The sequence below is a fragment of the Paeniglutamicibacter sp. Y32M11 genome, assembly GCF_019285735.1.
Classification (GTDB): Bacteria; Actinomycetota; Actinomycetes; order Actinomycetales; family Micrococcaceae; genus Paeniglutamicibacter.
The window spans coordinates 1,558,645-1,575,421 of record NZ_CP079107.1; the positions used below are offsets into that span (position 1 = coordinate 1,558,645).

General features: G+C 62.6%; 10 protein-coding genes. 6 read left to right on the plus strand and 4 right to left on the minus strand.

Annotation, left to right across the window (positions count from 1 at the left end; genetic code table 11):
* The first annotated feature begins 32 nt into the window (after window positions 1-32).
* On the plus strand, window positions 33-2,138 hold the full coding sequence (locus KUF55_RS06785; protein ID WP_132364888.1) for a type IIA DNA topoisomerase subunit B: 2,106 nt from the start codon (window positions 33-35) through the stop codon (window positions 2,136-2,138).
* A gap of 111 nt (window positions 2,139-2,249) precedes the next feature.
* Here KUF55_RS06785 and KUF55_RS06790 read toward each other — a convergent pair whose 3' ends face one another.
* Entirely contained in the window at window positions 2,250-3,212 is a 963-nt protein-coding gene (locus tag KUF55_RS06790; RefSeq protein WP_132364889.1) for a M56 family metallopeptidase, read from the minus strand.
* A gap of 24 nt (window positions 3,213-3,236) precedes the next feature.
* Window positions 3,237-3,611 carry a BlaI/MecI/CopY family transcriptional regulator gene (locus KUF55_RS06795; protein WP_132364890.1) on the minus strand — a complete coding sequence of 125 codons (375 nt, stop codon included), beginning with the start codon at window positions 3,609-3,611 and terminating at the stop codon, window positions 3,237-3,239.
* Window positions 3,612-3,814: 203 nt separating this feature from the next.
* Here KUF55_RS06795 and KUF55_RS06800 point away from each other — a divergent pair, with 203 nt between their 5' ends.
* The 3 genes from KUF55_RS06800 to cydC are packed head-to-tail and all read left to right on the plus strand — an operon-like array spanning window position 3,815 to window position 9,829.
* On the plus strand, window positions 3,815-5,389 hold the full coding sequence (locus KUF55_RS06800; RefSeq protein ID WP_132364891.1) for a cytochrome ubiquinol oxidase subunit I: 1,575 nt from the start codon (window positions 3,815-3,817) through the stop codon (window positions 5,387-5,389).
* A gap of 30 nt (window positions 5,390-5,419) precedes the next feature.
* On the plus strand, window positions 5,420-6,442 hold the full coding sequence (gene cydB, locus KUF55_RS06805) for a cytochrome d ubiquinol oxidase subunit II (protein WP_218818381.1): 1,023 nt from the start codon (window positions 5,420-5,422) through the stop codon (window positions 6,440-6,442).
* Between the two features lie 24 nt (window positions 6,443-6,466).
* Window positions 6,467-9,829 (plus strand): thiol reductant ABC exporter subunit CydC, encoded by a 3,363-nt coding sequence (gene cydC, locus KUF55_RS06810; protein ID WP_218818382.1) that lies wholly within the window; start codon window positions 6,467-6,469, stop codon window positions 9,827-9,829.
* Window positions 9,830-9,896: 67 nt separating this feature from the next.
* Here the strand turns inward: cydC and KUF55_RS06815 are convergent, their stop codons facing one another.
* Window positions 9,897-10,415: a hypothetical protein gene (locus tag KUF55_RS06815; protein ID WP_218818383.1), complete on the minus strand. Its 519-nt coding sequence runs from the start codon at window positions 10,413-10,415 to the stop codon at window positions 9,897-9,899.
* A 142-nt stretch (window positions 10,416-10,557) separates the two neighbouring features.
* A complete protein-coding gene (locus KUF55_RS06820) occupies window positions 10,558-13,224 on the minus strand; it encodes a DNA topoisomerase (ATP-hydrolyzing) subunit A (RefSeq protein WP_218818384.1) in 2,667 nt (888 codons plus the stop codon).
* A gap of 125 nt (window positions 13,225-13,349) precedes the next feature.
* Here KUF55_RS06820 and KUF55_RS06825 point away from each other — a divergent pair, with 125 nt between their 5' ends.
* Together KUF55_RS06825 and KUF55_RS06830 are read left to right on the plus strand one after the other, a co-directional pair.
* Window positions 13,350-16,052, plus strand: a complete 2,703-nt coding sequence (locus tag KUF55_RS06825; RefSeq protein ID WP_218818385.1) for a bifunctional GNAT family N-acetyltransferase/acetate--CoA ligase family protein — start codon at window positions 13,350-13,352, stop codon at window positions 16,050-16,052.
* 29 nt (window positions 16,053-16,081) lie between these two features.
* Window positions 16,082-16,759 carry a DUF5998 family protein gene (locus KUF55_RS06830; RefSeq protein ID WP_218818386.1) on the plus strand — a complete coding sequence of 226 codons (678 nt, stop codon included), beginning with the start codon at window positions 16,082-16,084 and terminating at the stop codon, window positions 16,757-16,759.
* The last annotated feature ends 18 nt before the right edge of the window (window positions 16,760-16,777 follow it).

The following is a 16,777-nucleotide window of genomic DNA, read 5'->3' on the forward strand; positions in this document are numbered from 1 at the left end:
ACGTTCCGAAGTTTTTGAGGAGTTTTACAACCGTGGCCCAAAGCAATGACTACAACGCCCGACACCTGTCTGTTCTCGAGGGTCTCGAGGCAGTTCGCAAACGTCCGGGCATGTACATCGGCTCCACCGATTCACGTGGCCTCATGCACTGCCTCTGGGAAATCATTGACAACTCCGTTGATGAAGCGTTGGCCGGCCATGGCCAATCCATCAACGTGCTTTTGCACCCGGACGGATCGGTAGAGATCCACGATGATGGCCGCGGCATCCCCGTAGACATCGAACCAAAAACCGGGCTATCGGGCGTGGAAGTCGTTTTCACGAAGCTTCACGCGGGTGGCAAATTTGGTGGCGGCTCCTACACCGCTTCCGGTGGTCTGCATGGCGTCGGTGCTTCGGTGGTCAATGCGCTGTCCGCGCGCCTTGACGTCGAGGTTGACCGCGGAGGCAAGACGTATGGAATGCAGTTCCGCCGTGGGGAGCCGGGGCGCTTCACCGACAAGGGAAAGCCCAAGGCTGACGCCACCTTTGAAGCGTTCTCCTTGGAGTCGGTGCTCGACGTGGTGGGTAAGGCTAAGCGAGGCGTCACCGGAACACGTGTGCGCTACTGGGCTGACCGGCAGATTTTCACTCCCGATGCAAAATTCTCCTACACGGAACTGCAGGCGCGAGCTCGACAGACCTCCTTCCTTGTTCCAGGGCTAAAAATCACCCTTCGCGACGAGCGGGGATTGGCCGGAACACCTGGCGAAGATGGACCATACGAGGAAATCTTCCAGCATGATGGTGGTATTTCCGAGTTCGTGGATTACCTCGCCAACGACGGTGCCGTGACAGATATTTGGCGCTTCCAGGGATCGGGAACCTTCAAGGAATCGGTTCCGGTCATCGATGGTTCCGGACATAGCCGCATTACCGAGGTTGAACGCACCTGCGAGGTGGACGTTGCCCTGCGTTGGGGCATCGGATACGAAACAAATCTCCGTTCTTTCGTCAACATCATTTCCACGCCGAAGGGTGGAACTCACCAGACCGGGTTTGATCAGGCACTGCTGAAGACCTTCCGCAAGGTCATTGAAGCCAACGCCCGCAAGCTCAAGGCTGGCAACGACAAGATTGAGAAGGACGACGTTGCTGCCGGGTTGACCGCGGTACTTACGGTCCGGTTGGCGGAACCCCAATTCGAGGGTCAGACCAAGGAGATCCTTGGCACATCGGCCGTACGGCTCATCGTTTCCAAGGTGGTCGAGAAGGCACTGACCGAGAAGTTGAATTCTTCTGCCAAGGGGGAGAAAACGCAATCGGCCATGTTGCTGGAGAAGGTTGTTAGCGAAATGAAGTCGCGCATTTCCGCGCGAGTTCACAAGGAAACGCAGCGGCGTAAGAACGCTCTGGAAACCTCATCGCTGCCCACCAAACTGGCCGATTGCCGCAGCACCGATACGTTGAAAACCGAACTGTTCATCGTCGAGGGTGACAGCGCACTGGGTACGGCTCGCTTGGCTCGGTCCTCGGACTTCCAGGCGCTGCTGCCGATTCGCGGCAAGATCCTGAACGTGCAGAAGGCTTCGGTGGCAGATATGCTCTCCAACGCCGAGTGCGCCGCCCTGATTCAGGTTGTTGGCGCCGGATCCGGACGAAGCTTTGATATTACTCAGGCGCGCTACGGCAAGGTGGTGCTCATGACGGATGCAGACGTTGATGGAGCACATATTCGTACCTTGCTTCTGACGCTCTTCTTCCGTTACATGCGTCCCATGGTGGAGTCCGGGCGAGTTTATGCCGCAGTTCCACCGCTTCACCGGGTTGAGGTGATCAATCACGGAACCAAGGAAAACGAGATGGTGTACACCTACTCGGAGAACGAACTGCATCAGGTATTGGGCGCCCTGGAAAAGGCGGGTAAACGCTACAAGGAACCGATCCAGCGTTATAAGGGCTTGGGCGAAATGGACGCCGACCAGTTGGCGGAGACCACCATGGATCCACGGCATCGCACACTGCGCCGCGTAGGACTCGAGCATGCGGAGTCGGCGGAGCGGGTATTCGATCTGCTGATGGGTTCTGACGTTGCACCGCGCAAGGAATTCATCATTTCCGGTGCGGAACGTCTTGAACGAGACCGCATCGACGCGTAGTCCGAGAGTATGAAGTGATCGCTCAGATCCCCACCCCAGGGAATCTGAGCGATCACTTTCTAGTTAAAGCGGGGAAAGACCTCGCATATTTGCCGATAGTCCGCGGAGAATTTAGCCGAAAAGTCCGGGCGCCACGAGCATCGTGGTGGGCAACGCCAAGAGTAAGAGCGCCGCAGCGAGGATCAAATCACGCACCGAGGCAGTCAACGGGGACTTGGGGGTAAGCAGTCTGCGTAGACGTTGCGAGGTTAACTCCTCGGTGGGAGCTCCGCCGGTGCCAGCGTTGGAGATTGCCGCCGGGGCCTTTGCATCGGGTTCTCCCAAGGCGCCGGTGGCAACCGTGAGCAATGCCCGAAGTAGTTCGGCCGGTGAGACCTCGCGCAGGGCCGCATCGTCGGCCAGCATCTCCACGAGATCTTGGACGGCGGTCAGTGCCAGCTTTGACGTGGGGAGCCAGGGGAGTGCGTCGTGCCAGGAAGTAAAGGCCAGCAGCAGTAGATCGTGGCGTTGCTCCAGATGAGCCTTTTCATGGGCCAGAACTGCCTGGAGTTCTTCTTCGCTCAGGCGTTGGACAAGTCCTCGAGAAAGCACCGTGACGGAACCGGAAAAGCTCGGCAGGCAGTAAGCGATGGGAATTTCGTGGTCAAGTACGAGCGTTCCGGGGTTGAGCGTAGATTCCTGGGTGAGGAGGGAGAGAATATGGCGATGCCGAGATCGCTGCCGCGAGATCCGCCAGGCTGCCCTAATGAGGGTGAGTACCAAATGGAAGCCCAGCAGGGCTGCGGTGCTCAGGGCGAAAATGTGGATGGTTCCTGGGGAGGCAATGGACGGGTCGCCCAAAATGAGCTTGACCCCGCGCTCGAGGGCCGTCAAAAGTGTGTCGCCCAGAGAGTCCAGTCCCCAGAAAAGCATTGCTCCGATCATCGATAGTCCACCGGCCAGTGCGATCGATTGCCACATCACCATGGCGGCGAAGGGCGACCTGGCTGTCCATTGGGCACGCGAAAGCACAACAGGGATGGGCCATGCCAACAAGATGGCCAGCCCTGCCAAGAGATATGAAGTCAGCAGCACGTGGGGTGACCGTGCCGATTCTCGCTAGGCGCTACGTGGTGTTTCGAGAAGTACACGCAAAGACTGTGCTTCCTCGGCGGAAATTCCACCGATGAAGCGAGCCAACACGGCTTCGCGATCCAGCACGGTGCCTAGTGCTTCATTCATGAGGGATACGGTGTGCTCTTCGCGGCTCGTCACCGAGGTGTAACGGTGCGGGCGAATGTCACGTTCGCGGGCGACTAAGCCCTTCTTTTCCAGTCGTGCCAGCACCGTCAGGACGGTGGTCACGGCAAGTTCTTTGCCTTGTGCATCGCCGGGAGCGGCGAGTTGATCGCGAAGTTCATTGGCCGTGAGCGGGGATTGTGCATCCCAAAGTAGATCCATTACTGATCGTTCAAGGTCGCCAAGAGTGGCCAATCTTCATTCCTAACAAAGTATTCCAAGGCCCCTGCCTCGTAGGTAGGAACCGGCGGGCGTCGTGATATACATCGCCCGCTAGGTCCAGTTTACCGTGTTTCGGCGATATGTTCTACAGTGGGTAGAAACAAGTTCTACGGAACGTAGAACTTCAAGTTGCGGGCCGCACTGTACCCGCGAATTTCTGCATTGAAGGGCTTGGCATGGATGCTCTGGAAATTGCCAGATGGCAATTTGGAATCACCACCGTCTATCACTTCCTGATGGTTCCGCTGACGATTGGCCTGGGCCTAGTGGTCGCGGTACTTCAGACCGTCTGGCACCGCACCGGTCAGGAAGAATACCGCAGGATGACGAAGTTCTGGGGGAAACTCTTCCTCATCAACTTCATCATGGGCGTAGCCACCGGCATCGTTCAGGAATTCCAATTCGGTATGGCCTGGAGCGAATATAGCCGTTTTGTTGGAGACGTCTTCGGCGCCCCGCTGGCAATGGAAGCGCTACTCGCATTCTTCGTAGAATCAACATTCCTCGGATTGTGGATCTTCGGCTGGGACCGATTGCCCAAGCGCATCCACCTCGCCAGCATCTGGATCGCCTCGCTGGCCAGTATCTTCTCGGCCTACTTCATTCTTGTGGCCAATTCCTGGATGCAGCACCCCGTAGGAACAGAAATGGTGAACGGGCGCGCGGTCATGACCGACGCCTGGGCGGTCTTTACCAACAACACCGCACTGGTCACCTTCCCCCACACCATCTTCGGCGCCTTCGCCGTGGCAGGTGGATTCCTGCTCGGCATTTCCTGGTACCACCTCTACAAGCGGCGCCAAGGCGGAATCGATACCGTTGATGCGGCAGGCAACGTGGTCATTGGAGAGTCGGCCACCCTGGGTCGAAACCGCGACAAAGTCGACTACCAGGTCTGGATCAAGTCCCTTCGCATCGGCGCAACGGTCGCCATGGTCGCGTTTATGGGTGTTGCCCTATCCGGGCATGCCCAAGCACAGCTGATGATCGAGCAACAGCCCATGAAAATGGCTGCCGCGGAGGCCGCCTGCCACGACGGCACCGGCTTTTCCCTGCTCTCCGTCGGTGACCTGCGCAGTGGTGGGGCGACCACCTGCGACGACGTGGTCGGCGTCTTTGAAATCCCGGGGCTGCTCTCCTTCCTCGCCAACAACAACTTCACCACCGAAGTTAAGGGCGTCAACACACTGGTACCCGAATACCAGGCCAAATACGGGACCCACCTTCCGGATGACCCGATGTACGGGGACCGCGCCGGTAGCGAAATCAACTACCTGCCGGTCATGGAAGTCACCTATTGGGGTTTCCGTCTGATGATCACACTTGGTGGACTCTCCGCGGTTGCCGCAGCAGTGGCCCTATGGCTCACGCGTAAGGGGACCGTGCCGCACAGTAAATGGATCTCCCGTCTGGCACTGTTCGGTATGTTGGCACCCTTTGGTGCGAACTCCGCCGGTTGGATTTTCACCGAGATGGGCCGCCAACCCTTTGTGGTGGCACCGAATCCGAGCTTCGAGGGCATCGACCAGGTCTTCATGTATACGGCCGCGGCGGTTTCCCCGGGGGTGAGCGCGGGGGAGATGCTCTTCTCACTGATCAGCCTCACCTCGATCTATGCCTTCTTGCTGGTCGTTGAGGTCGTCCTGCTCACCCGCTACATTCGCGGTGGAATCGGCTCGGCCATGCCCGAGCTCCACGATCGCCCCGACGATGATCAGAAGGACACCGACGTGTTGTCCTTCGCCTACTGATCCTTCGAAATCGAAGAAAGGATACTTTCCGTGGAATTTCTACCCACCTTGTGGTTCATCCTCATCGCCGTACTCTGGGGCGGCTACCTCTTCCTCGAAGGCTTCGACTTGGGTGTAGGCATGCTCATGAAAACCTTCGCCAAAAATGAAAAGCAACGCCGGGTGCTGCTCAATACCGTCGGCCCCGTCTGGGACGGCAACGAAGTCTGGCTGATCACCGCCGGCGCGGCAACCTTCGCCGCGTTCCCATACTGGTATGCCTCGCTCTTCTCTGCCCTGTACATCCCGCTGACGCTCGTTCTGATAGCGCTAATCTTCCGTGCCGTGGCATTCGAATATCGGGGCAAGGCACAAACCTCCGCAACACGAAACGCCTGGGACTGGGCCATTGCGCTGGGCTCCTTCACCGCAGCCTTCGGCGTCGGGGCGATGCTGGCACTGAGCACCACGGGACTCCCGTTGAACGCCAACGGCGACCGGGTGGGTGGGCCCTTCGCATGGTTTACCGGGTACGCGGTCCTCGGCGGGCTCGGGGTGGTGGCCTTCTGCCTCCTCCAGGCCCTGGCCTTCTTGGGTTTGAAGACCGACGGCGAGATTCGACACCGGGCCGGCAAACTGCTGGGTCGCTGGCTCCCGGTAGGCCTCGCCCCGTTGGCTGCCTGGGCGATTGCCGTGGCCTTGCTCAACCACAGCGCCGCGGCCCTCGCCCCGTTGGCCGTGGCCGTGGCAGCGCTACTCTTCGCCTGGATCCACGCCCGCAAAAACCATGAGGGCCGCGCCTTTATTGCGATGGGCATCTTTCTACTGGCCGGGGTTGGCACGATCTTCCTCGCCGCCTATCCCAACGTCCTACCCTCCACCATCGATCCGGCCTACAACCTGACGGTGTTCAATGCCTCCTCATCGCCCTACACGCTGCGGCTTATGAGCGTCGTGGCGGCGATCGGACTGCCGCTGGTCCTGGCCTACCAGAGCTGGACCTACTGGGTATTCCGCAAGCGCATCATTGAGGCGCACATCCCCGATGCTCACGCCGTGACCCCCATCGTCTGACCCAGGCCAGGAGAAAACCGCACCGTGAAACCCATACTCCCCGCAGGCACAGGTTCCCGCATGGTTCTGGCCCTGCTCGGCGGCCTCGCCGCACTCAAGGCCGTAGGCCTGGTGCTCATCGCCGATGCCCTTGCCACAGCCATCAGCCAGCTCGCGGCCGGCGGGGAGCTGGATCTCCAGCGCCTGCTGGTGCTGGGCCTGATCGGCACCCTGCTGCGGGCCGGCGCGGTGTGGGGCACCGAATTGGCTGCGCACCGCGCGGGGCTCGGTGCCAAGGAACAACTGCGCTCCAAACTTCTGGCCACGGGCCTGCGCGGCAGGGTTTCCGGGACCGACCCGGGCCAGGGGGCACTGGCAGCGCTGGCCAGCCGTGGGTTGGACGGGCTGGATAACTACTACACCAAGTACCTTCCAGCATTGGTCGCTACCCTCGTGATCCCGATTGTCATCGGGGTACGGATCCTGCTGGCCGACTGGGTATCGGCGCTCATTGTGGTGCTCACGGTGCCGTTGATCCCGGTCTTCATGATCCTGATCGGACTGCACACCCAGGACCGCATTAAGGCGGCGGCCGCCGGGATGGATCGGATCTCGAACCACCTGCTGGAATTGGCGCAGGGATTGCCGGCCCTGATCGGTCTCCGCCGAGCCAAGGGAAAGGGCCGTGCCCTGGCCAAGGTCTCCGAGGACTACCGCGAATCCAGCATGAAAACGCTACGCACCGCCTTCCTCTCCGGACTGGCCCTGGAACTGATTGCCACGATCTCCGTCGCGGTGGTCGCGGTGTTTATCGGCGTGCGCCTGGTCTACGGGCATATGGGTCTGGAAGCAGGGCTGCTCGCGCTGATCCTCGCCCCGGAATGCTACCTGCCGCTGCGTGCCTTGGGTGCAGCATTCCATGCCTCCGAGGATGGAGTTGAGGCGCTGCAACGCACGGAGGGTTTCATCAATTCGGGCACTGTTGTGGCACCCTCCGCCACCGGTCCGGCACCGGCAGCTTCCCCCGCAGTCTTGGTTCTGGAAAATGTCTCGGTCCGGCACGCCGGACGTACCGAAGCGGTTCTCAAGGACCTGAACCTAGAACTGTCAGCCGGATCGGTGTTGGTGCTGGATGCCGCCAGCGGCAGCGGGAAAACCACCCTTTTGCAGGCCGTGCTCGGGCTGCTTGAATCGGGGGCGGAAGTCACCGGAAGCATCCAGCTGGATCCGGCGCGCACCGTGTTCATCTCCCAGCACCCGAGGTTCACCGAGGCCACCGTCGCAGCGGAAATCCGCCTGCATGCGGGCGCGGCACTGACCGAGGCCACCCTCCAGAAGGTGCTGAAGGATGCGAATATCACGCATTTGGCGGACCGAAACCTGATGGACTGCAGCCCGGGGGAGCTGCGCCGCATCGCCGTGGCTCGGGCCCTGGCAGCGGTGGCTGCCAATCCACGGATCAACCTGGTGCTGGCCGATGAACCGACGGCACACCTCGATGCGAACTCCGCCCAGCGTATCCGCGTGGCCATGACAGGACTGCGCCCACGGTGCGCGCTGCTGGTGGCCTCCCACGACCGCGACCTGGCCGCCATGCTGCGCCGAGAGGTCGGCGAGTCGCCTGCTGAGATCCTTTACCTCGCTGCCGCAGATGAGAACGGCACGCACCCTGATGCCGCCCACGCAGAGGCTGCGCCCGCACCACTTTCAGCCGCTCAGTCCCGTGCGGTGACGGATAAGCGGCGTGCTGCCCACTGGCGTTTGCTGGGTTCGATGCCCTGGTTCCGCCGCGGCATGTTGCCAGGACTACTGCTGGCCGCGGCCGCAGCGATCTTCGGCGCCGGGCTCACCGGGGTCTCCGGCTGGCTGATTGTCACCGCCAGCCATCAACCCCCGATGCTGCACCTGATGGTCGCCATTGTGGGGGTGCGCGCCTTCGGCATCGGACGCGCGGTGCTGCGTTACACGGAGCAATTGCGGGTGCATGACGCGGTGTTGGGCTTCGCTTCGAACCTGCGCCAGCGACTCTGGGACGCACTGGTCGCCCAACCCCACGGCTGGGGCCGACTCACCCGCTCCGGTGCCGCTCTGGGCCACCTGATCGCCGAGGTTGATGAGGTGCGCGACGCCGTGCCCCGGGTCGTGGTTCCGCCGGTGGCCGGGATCGCCACCTGGCTGGCCGTCACCATAGGGATCGGTTTCTGGACCCCCGCCGCCCTGCCACTGGCGCTCGGGCTGGGGCTCACCGCCTTCCTGCTGTTGCCACTGGCGGTACTTGCGGTGGAAAGGCACAGCACCGTGGAAACCAGCAAGCACCGCATGTGGCTGGGAGCCCGGGTGCCCACGCTGCTGCGTGCGGCCGGGGACCTGCGGGCCAACGCGGCGACCGAACGCGCCTTGGCGGAGTTTTCCGCCGCCGATGCCCGGGCCACGGGATCGCTGCGGGCCGCGGCCCGCGGTGCCGCACTGGCCCAGGGTGGGGCGGTGCTGCTCTCCTCGGCGGCGGCCGTGCTGGCCGTGGGGCTGGTGGGCAGCGGTGGAGAGGCAGCGGCGGTTGCCGGCCTGCTGTTGTTGGCCCTGGGCGAGCCCATCGCGAACACGGCCGCCTCGGTGCAGCAGCTGCCACAACTAAACGACGTGCTCCGGCGCGTGTGGGGCAACCTCGCGGGGGAGACGCCCACGTCCCGCGACGATGATGCCCAAGCGCCTGCCGGTGTCCCGAATGCCCCGATGGGCATCCGCCTGCGCGATGCCAGTGCCGGTTGGGAACCGGGTGCGCCGGTCTTCGAGAATGCAAATGTGGAGGTAGCATCCGGAAGCTGGGTGGGACTGACCGGTCCCTCGGGTTCGGGGAAATCCACGATGCTGGCCACCTTCCTCGGGGCCCTGGCACCGTTGGCCGGCAGCCTACAAGTCAGGCACGGCCAGGACGATTGGGTCGATGCCACGGCGGCCGATGTCGCGGCGGTGACCTGGTGCCCGCAGGAGGCCCACCTCTTTGACTCCTCGGTCCGTTCCAACCTCGGCTTGGGTCGTGAACTCGATGACCAGCCCACCGACGGTGAGCTGCGAAGGGTGCTGGAACAGATCGGCCTGGCACGGTGGCTCACGACCCTGCCCGGTGGGCTGGATGAACGCATCGGCTCGGGCGGTCACCATCTCTCGGGCGGACAGCGCCAACGCCTGGCCGTGGCTCGCGCCCTTCTCGCCCGGTCCAAGGTGCTCCTGCTCGATGAACCGACCGCCCACCTGGGCGCCGACGAAGCCGTCGAATTGATGGCGGACCTGCGCGGGGCGCTGCGCGACTGCGCGGTAGTGGTCGTTACCCACGATGCCGCCGTCGCGGCCCTGGCAGATCACGTCGTGAACCTGAGCGAGCTGAAGACCCGGGTGCCGGCGGGAGTCTGATCCTCGACTCCGGGCGGACGTCGTCGGTGACCCGGGTGAAGCCCGCGGCACCTGCCCGTTCATGCGGCTATTTGCCGGCGGCGTCGCGGGCTTCGAGGGCGGTCACGATCGCAGACACATCGAAGGTCCTGGAGTTCAGTTCGATCACCACACCGTGAATGCTCCAAATCTTGAGGAAGGGCTGGATCCCTCGACGCAGGTAGACATAACGCTCGACGTCGTGATACCGGATTGTTCGGACATAGCGGAAGGCGGTACGGAGGACGACTTCATCTTCTCGAATGATGAGATACCAGTTGGCGTAGATGAACACCAGGAACGATCCGGCAAGGAATAAGACGAATCCGCAGATCTGCATCGGCAGGGCGTCGCCGGATTCCACGCCGCTCCACGAAGAGACGAGGATGAACAACAGCCCGATTAATAGCACCAACCAACCGATGATCGCAACGATTTTCGGCTGTCGGATCGCCTCCCTGATCTTCTTGTCCCTGTTCGGCCAGCGCTTTGACGACCATCCGATGAACGTGATCAGGGAAAAAACGAATACGCCGATCCCGATGTACCACCAGGTCGTTTCCGGCATGCCAAACCTCTTTCGTGGGGGAAACATCGTGCACTGCACGATGATACGCGGACGGTCGGGCGCGCAGAGAGCAAGCGCCACCTCCGTCCCCTGCGGCAGGAACGGGTGCGGCGCTTGCCGTGGCTGGTGCCCGTGTTTGCTGCTACCCGTCCAGTAACGAGTCCTGAATGACTACCCGGCGGGCAGGTTCAACCTCAACCACACCGGAATCGGCAAACGGTAGCGTATCGACCTCGGGACGAACCAGCGGCGCACGAGTTGTGGTGCTCGGTGCGGGCAGCTGCTCGGCCGCCGCCACCGCGGCCTCGGGGGCGGTGGCGGGTGCTGCCCCGATATCCGGGGAACCGCCCAAAAGGTCGATGCCCTGAGCCAACGGAACACCCGAACCATCACGCTTGGCATACTCGGTGGGCAGCGCCCGCACCACACCGGCGGCCGACGAGGCCCGCGCCGGACCGGCACCGGCAAAGGCGAGCTCCAGATGGTCCTCACCCTTGAGGAAGCGGTGCGCACGCACGCCTCCGGTGGCCCTACCCTTGGCAGGGTATTCCGCGAAATCCGTCACCTTGACCGAGTGTGAGGCGGTGCCCGGCAGGGTATTAGAACCCGTGGCGATCGAAACGAACACCGGTGCCTGAGCGGCCGCTTGAACCACACCGAAGAAGATGACCGAATCATCGGCACCCAACTTGATGCCCGCCATGCCACCGGCCGTGCGTCCCTGCGGGCGGACGGCCGAGGCGGCGAAACGCAAGAGTTGCGCCCCGCGCGTGGCGAAGACCAGATCCGCATCATCCCCGGCCACCGCGGCGCCCACCACTTGGTCCTTGTCCTTGAGCGTGATGGCTTCCCACTCATCGCGGTTCAGCGGGTAGTCCGGGCTCAGCCGCTTCACCACGCCATTGGCCGTTCCCAGGGCCACCACCGCATCCAGCGGGACGAGGGCAATCATCCTTTCGCCCTTGGCCAGTTGGGCGAATTCGTCTATTTTTACGCCGCCGGCCAGCAGCGGGAAGCCGTTGGACGGCGGTAGCAGTGGCAGGTCAACTACCTGCAGCCGCAGCATGCGTCCGCTGGAGGTAATCCCGCCAATTTCCGCCCGGGCGGTGGTGCACAGCGTTGAGGCGAGCACGTCGTGCTTGACCCTAGCGCCGGTGGCTTCCAAAACGTCGGTGGAGGAGGCGCGGGCCACCTGCCCGGAGGCTGAGAGCAGCACGCGGCACGGCTCGTCGGCGATTTCCAGACTCAGCGGCGCTGCCTTACCGGTGCCCACCGCGGCTGGCATGGAGGTGCCCTTCAGTGGGGCGCCGGATTCGGATTCCAGCAAGATGGTGCGGCGCGGGGTGGCGAATTGTTCGCTCATCGCCCGCAGCTCGCCGGAGACCACCTCGCGCAGCAGGGTATCGGAATCGAGGATGGCGCGCAGCTCCGCGATCGCCTCCTGCAGTTCCGCGGCTTCCTTTTCCAATTCCAACCGGGAGAACTTGGTCAGCTGGCGCAGTCGCAGCTCCAGGATGTGGTTGGCCTGCAACTCGGAGAGGTCGTAGATGGCCATGAGTCGTTCGCGAGCCTGGGCCGTCTCCTCGGAGGAACGGATGATGGCGATGACCTCGTCGATGTCCACGATGGCGATCAGCAGACCCTCCACCAGGTGCAATCGGTCAAGCTTCTTCGCTAGCCGGTGTTCGGTCCGTCGTCGCACCACCAGCAGGCGGTGATCCACATAGACGGTGAGCAGTTCCAGCAGTCCCATGGTGCGTGGCTGGCCCTCGACCAGGGCCACGTTGTTGATGCCGAAGGAATCTTCCATCGGGGTGAACTTAAACAGCTGGGCCAGCACTGCGTTGGGGTTAAAGCCATTTTTCAGCTCGATCACCAGTCGCAGGCCGTGGTTGCGGTCGGTCAAATCAACCACGTCGGCGATGCCGGTGAGCTTTTTGGCGTTAACCGCATCCTTGATCTTCTCGATGACCTTTTCCGGGCCGACCATGTAGGGCAGCTCGGTGACCACCAGACCGGCGCGGCGTGCGGTGATCTGTTCCAGCTCCACCTTGGCGCGGGTCTTGAAGGTGCCGCGTCCGGTGCGGTAGGCATCGCGGATGCCGTCGAGGCCAACAATCTTGCCGCCGGTGGGCATATCGGGGCCGGGGATGAACTTCATGATGGACGCCAGATCGGCGTCCGGGTCGGCAATCAGGTGCAATGCCGCGGCAATGACCTCGCCGAGGTTGTGTGGTGCCATGTTCGTGGCCATACCCACGGCGATGCCGGTGGTGCCGTTGACCAACAGGTTGGGGAACGCCGCCGGGAGCACCGAGGGCTGCATGAACTGATTGTCGTAGTTCGGAACGAAGTCAACAACGTCTTCGTCAAGGTTCGCGGTCATGGCCACGGCGGATGCACCAAGCCGCGCCTCGGTATAACGCGGGGCGGCCGGTCCATCATCCAGCGAGCCGAAGTTTCCGTGTCCATCGATCAGTGGCAGACGCAGCGCGAAGCCCTGACTCATGCGCACCATCGCATCATAAATGGCGGTGTCGCCGTGCGGGTGCAATTTGCCCATGACCTCGCCGACCACGCGCGCGCTTTTGACGTGGCCCTTCTCCGGGCGCAGACCCATCTCGCTCATCATGTACAAGATGCGGCGCTGCACCGGCTTCAGCCCGTCACGGGCATCGGGCAGGGCGCGGGAGTAAATCACCGAGTAGGCATACTCCAGGAAGGAGCCCTCCATTTCGGTGGTCACATCGATATCAACAATGTGCTCCACGAAATCCGCGGGTAGTGGTTCGGGCTTTTTGCGCGCCATATTGGGTGTAAATCCTCGATTTGATACTGATCTCGGTCCTTGGGCAAGAACCTTTTTCCGTAGTAGCGGCCGGTCCGGCGCGTCGATTCAAGTGCTCATGCGACGGCGACCGCTAGGCTAAGCCTATGGTGGATGGTCGTAAACCCGGTGAATATCCGTCCCATTGGGAAGCAGACGTTGTTCTGCGCAACGGTTCTACGGCACATCTACGTCCGATTCAACCCGGCGACGCCGACAATTTGCAAAAAATGCATCGAGGACAATCAGAGTCCTCGGTCTACATGCGCTATTTTACGTACAAATCCTCGCTGACGGCGAAAGAGCTCAAACGCTTCACCGAGGTGAACCATGTGGACCGGGTCGCCTTTGTGGTCACCCGCGGGGATGACATCATCGGGGTGGGTCGTTATGACCGGCTTGATGACCCCACCGACGCGGAGGTCGCCTTCAACATTTCCGATGCCTACCAGGGCATGGGTGTTGGCTCAATCCTGCTTGAACATCTGGCGGCAGCGGCCCGTGAAAATGACATAGAACGCTTCTCCGCGGAAGTCCTGCCGGAGAACCGAAAGATGCTCACGGTTTTTGCCGAGGCCGGATACGCGGTGAAACGTCACTTCGACGAGGGCGTGGTGATGCTCGAATTCTCCATCGACCCAACCGAGAAGTCCCGCGCCGTGATGGAATCGCGCGAACACCGCGCCGAAGCCAAATCGTTGGCCGGTATGCTCGCTCCGGCCTCCATCGCCGTCATTGGCGCCAGCCGCGAATGGGGAGCCATCGGTCACACCCTGCTGCACAACATTATTGAGGGTGGATTTACCGGGCCCGTCTACGGCGTTAACCCGCAGGCCTTCGAATTGGGCGGGAACCCCAGTTACGCCTCGGTGAGCGAAATCCCCGGACCCATCGATTTAGCGGTGATCGCCGTGCCACAGGATCAGATCCTGAGGATCATTAGTGAATGCGCGGCGGTGGGGGCCAAGGGACTGCTGATCGTCACCGGTGGTTTTGAGAAGGACGGCGAGGTAGGGCTAGCGCGTCAGCGCGAACTGGTGCGACTGGCCCGGGCCAATGGTATGCGCGTGGTGGGACCGGCCTCTCTGGGCCTGGTAAATACCGATCCCAGCATCGGGCTTAACGCCTCGGTGGCACCGGGGATGCCCAAGCGCGGCACCCTGGGGATCTTCAGCCAATCGGCGGCCATCGGTGTGCTGCTGTACGCGGCATCGGTTCGCCGCGAGGTGGGTCTGTCCTCGATCGTCTCGGCGGGCAATCGCGCGGATGTCTCGGGCAATGACGCCATGCAGTTCTGGGAGGATGACCCGGCCACCAGCGCCGTCGGGCTCTACCTCGAATCCTTCGGTAACCCCCGCAAATTTTCTCGTATCGCCAGAAGACTCTCGCACTCCAAACCCGTCATCGTGGCTAAATCCGATGTCATGGGACTGCGGCTGCCGCCGGGGCACGCGGTACGCACCACCCAGGCGCCAACGGCGGCAGTGGATGCGATGCTGCGTCAATCCGGGGTGATCCGGGTGCGCACCAATGAGGAACTCATGGAAATCGCCCAACTGGTCACCGCCCAGCCGCTTCCGCAAGGCAACGGACTGGCGATCGTCTCCAATTCGGCCGCCCTGGCCTCGGTACTGGCAGATGCTGCCGAGCAAAATCAGCTTGAGGTGGTGACCACCGAGACCGAGCTTGAACTCGCGGGCGGCCAGGTTCGGGCCATGGAACTCTTATCCACCACGCTCTCCGCGGCACTGTCCAGCGCCCTGGTGCACTGCGCCATCGTGTCCCTGATGCCCACGCCCGGACTGAGCACCGGAGTGCTGGCCACATGTCTTCGTGAGGTGGCCGCCGCAACAGGCAAAACCGTGGTGGCCGTCTTCCCCGGCATCATCGATCCAAGAGACCAAGCAGATGGCGTACTTGTTGCCGGTATGGATGAGACGGGGAAAGCCTTTGGACTGCCCTGTTACTCCAGCCCCGGGGTGGCGGTAAATGCGCTGGCCGCCGTGGTGCGGTATGCCACCTGGCGTTCGCGCGAGCAGGGCGAGGTCATTGAACCGGGCGGCATTAACCCGGCGGCAGCCGCCGATTTCATCGAAGCCGAGCTCAGCACCCTGCGCGGTGTGGAGCTGTTGCGCCTGTCCAAGGCCAAGGCCGCCGTCTTACTGGGCCACTACGGCATTAAAGTGCTTCAATCGGTGCGCTTTGATACCGCCGACGAGGCGGTGGCGGCCGCCACCCGGCTGGGATTCCCGGTTGCCCTCAAGGCCCGCGACGAACACCTGCGTCACCGCCTCGATTTAGGTGGGGTGCGGCTGAACATCACCGACGAAGCCTCGCTGCGCTCCAACATCACCCATATGCGCGAGGTCCTGGCCCCCTATGCCGCCGGCGATCTTGAGGTGCAGTCCATGGCAGCAGCCGGACAGGGCTGCGTGATCAGGGCAGTGGAGGATCCGCTGCTGGGTCCCGTGGTGTCCTTCGGGCTGGCCGGGGACGCGGTGAACCTGCTCGATGACTGGGCTCACGGGGTGCCGCCGCTGACCAACACCGACGTCGCCGATCTGGTGGCCGCCCCGCGTGCGGCGGCTAGATTGCGTGGTTATCAGGGACTGCCCGGGGTGGATCTTCAGGCGCTGGAAGACCTGCTCAATCGGGTAGCAACGCTGAAGGATAATCATCCGGAACTGTCGCTACTGGAAATCAACCCGGTCATGGCCACGGCCTCGGGTACCACGGTGCTCTCGGCCGAACTTTGGCTGGGCAATCCGGAGCAACGTACCGATTCGGCTAGACGGGCAATGCGCCACTGAGTCAGGTGCCCTTGGGTAGACTAGGAGGCATGACCCCCCTATCTTCGGCCCCGGGCCGCGACCTCCAAGCCGACCTTAACCGTGCCGGGTTCTATCCAAAAATGGTGACAGACATCCTTGTTGAGGCGCTTGATGGCAGGGAGCCGACCGAGCACCTGGTCCACCTGGAAACCCACTTTGACCAGCACGAGGTCCACCGGCACATCACGGTGCTGGTCCTGACCGAGGACATCCTGGTGGTGGCCCACGTTGATGATCAGCAGCTGGATGAAAAGGGCAAAGAAGTCATGGCCCAGATCTCCACCGAACTGGTCCAGCTCTCCAAGGTCACCACGGTCGCCACCAGCTACGTGTACCACCAGCCGCAGAACTACCGCACCGGCGATGCCGTGAAGGAACTGACGGTCGGCATCGCGTGGGCTGGGGCACAACGCATCGACCTGGCTCCGGCTGGCTGCGCGGATCCGGGTTGCGACGCCGACCACGGCTACACCGGTACCTCCCAGCAGGAGGACCTGGTGCTGCGCGTCAGCGCGGAGGCAGATGGGGTTGCAGCGGTCACCGCAGCACGCAACTTTGCCAAGGCCATCCGCCGCGCCTCGGCACCGCGCAGCACCGAAACTCGGCCCGCCGCGCTTCCGGCACCCGCAGCGGAGGTCCGCGGACGCGTCGGATCCCGCTTCGGCCGCAACACCCACCAAGGCTAAGGCCGCAGGAGAGTACAG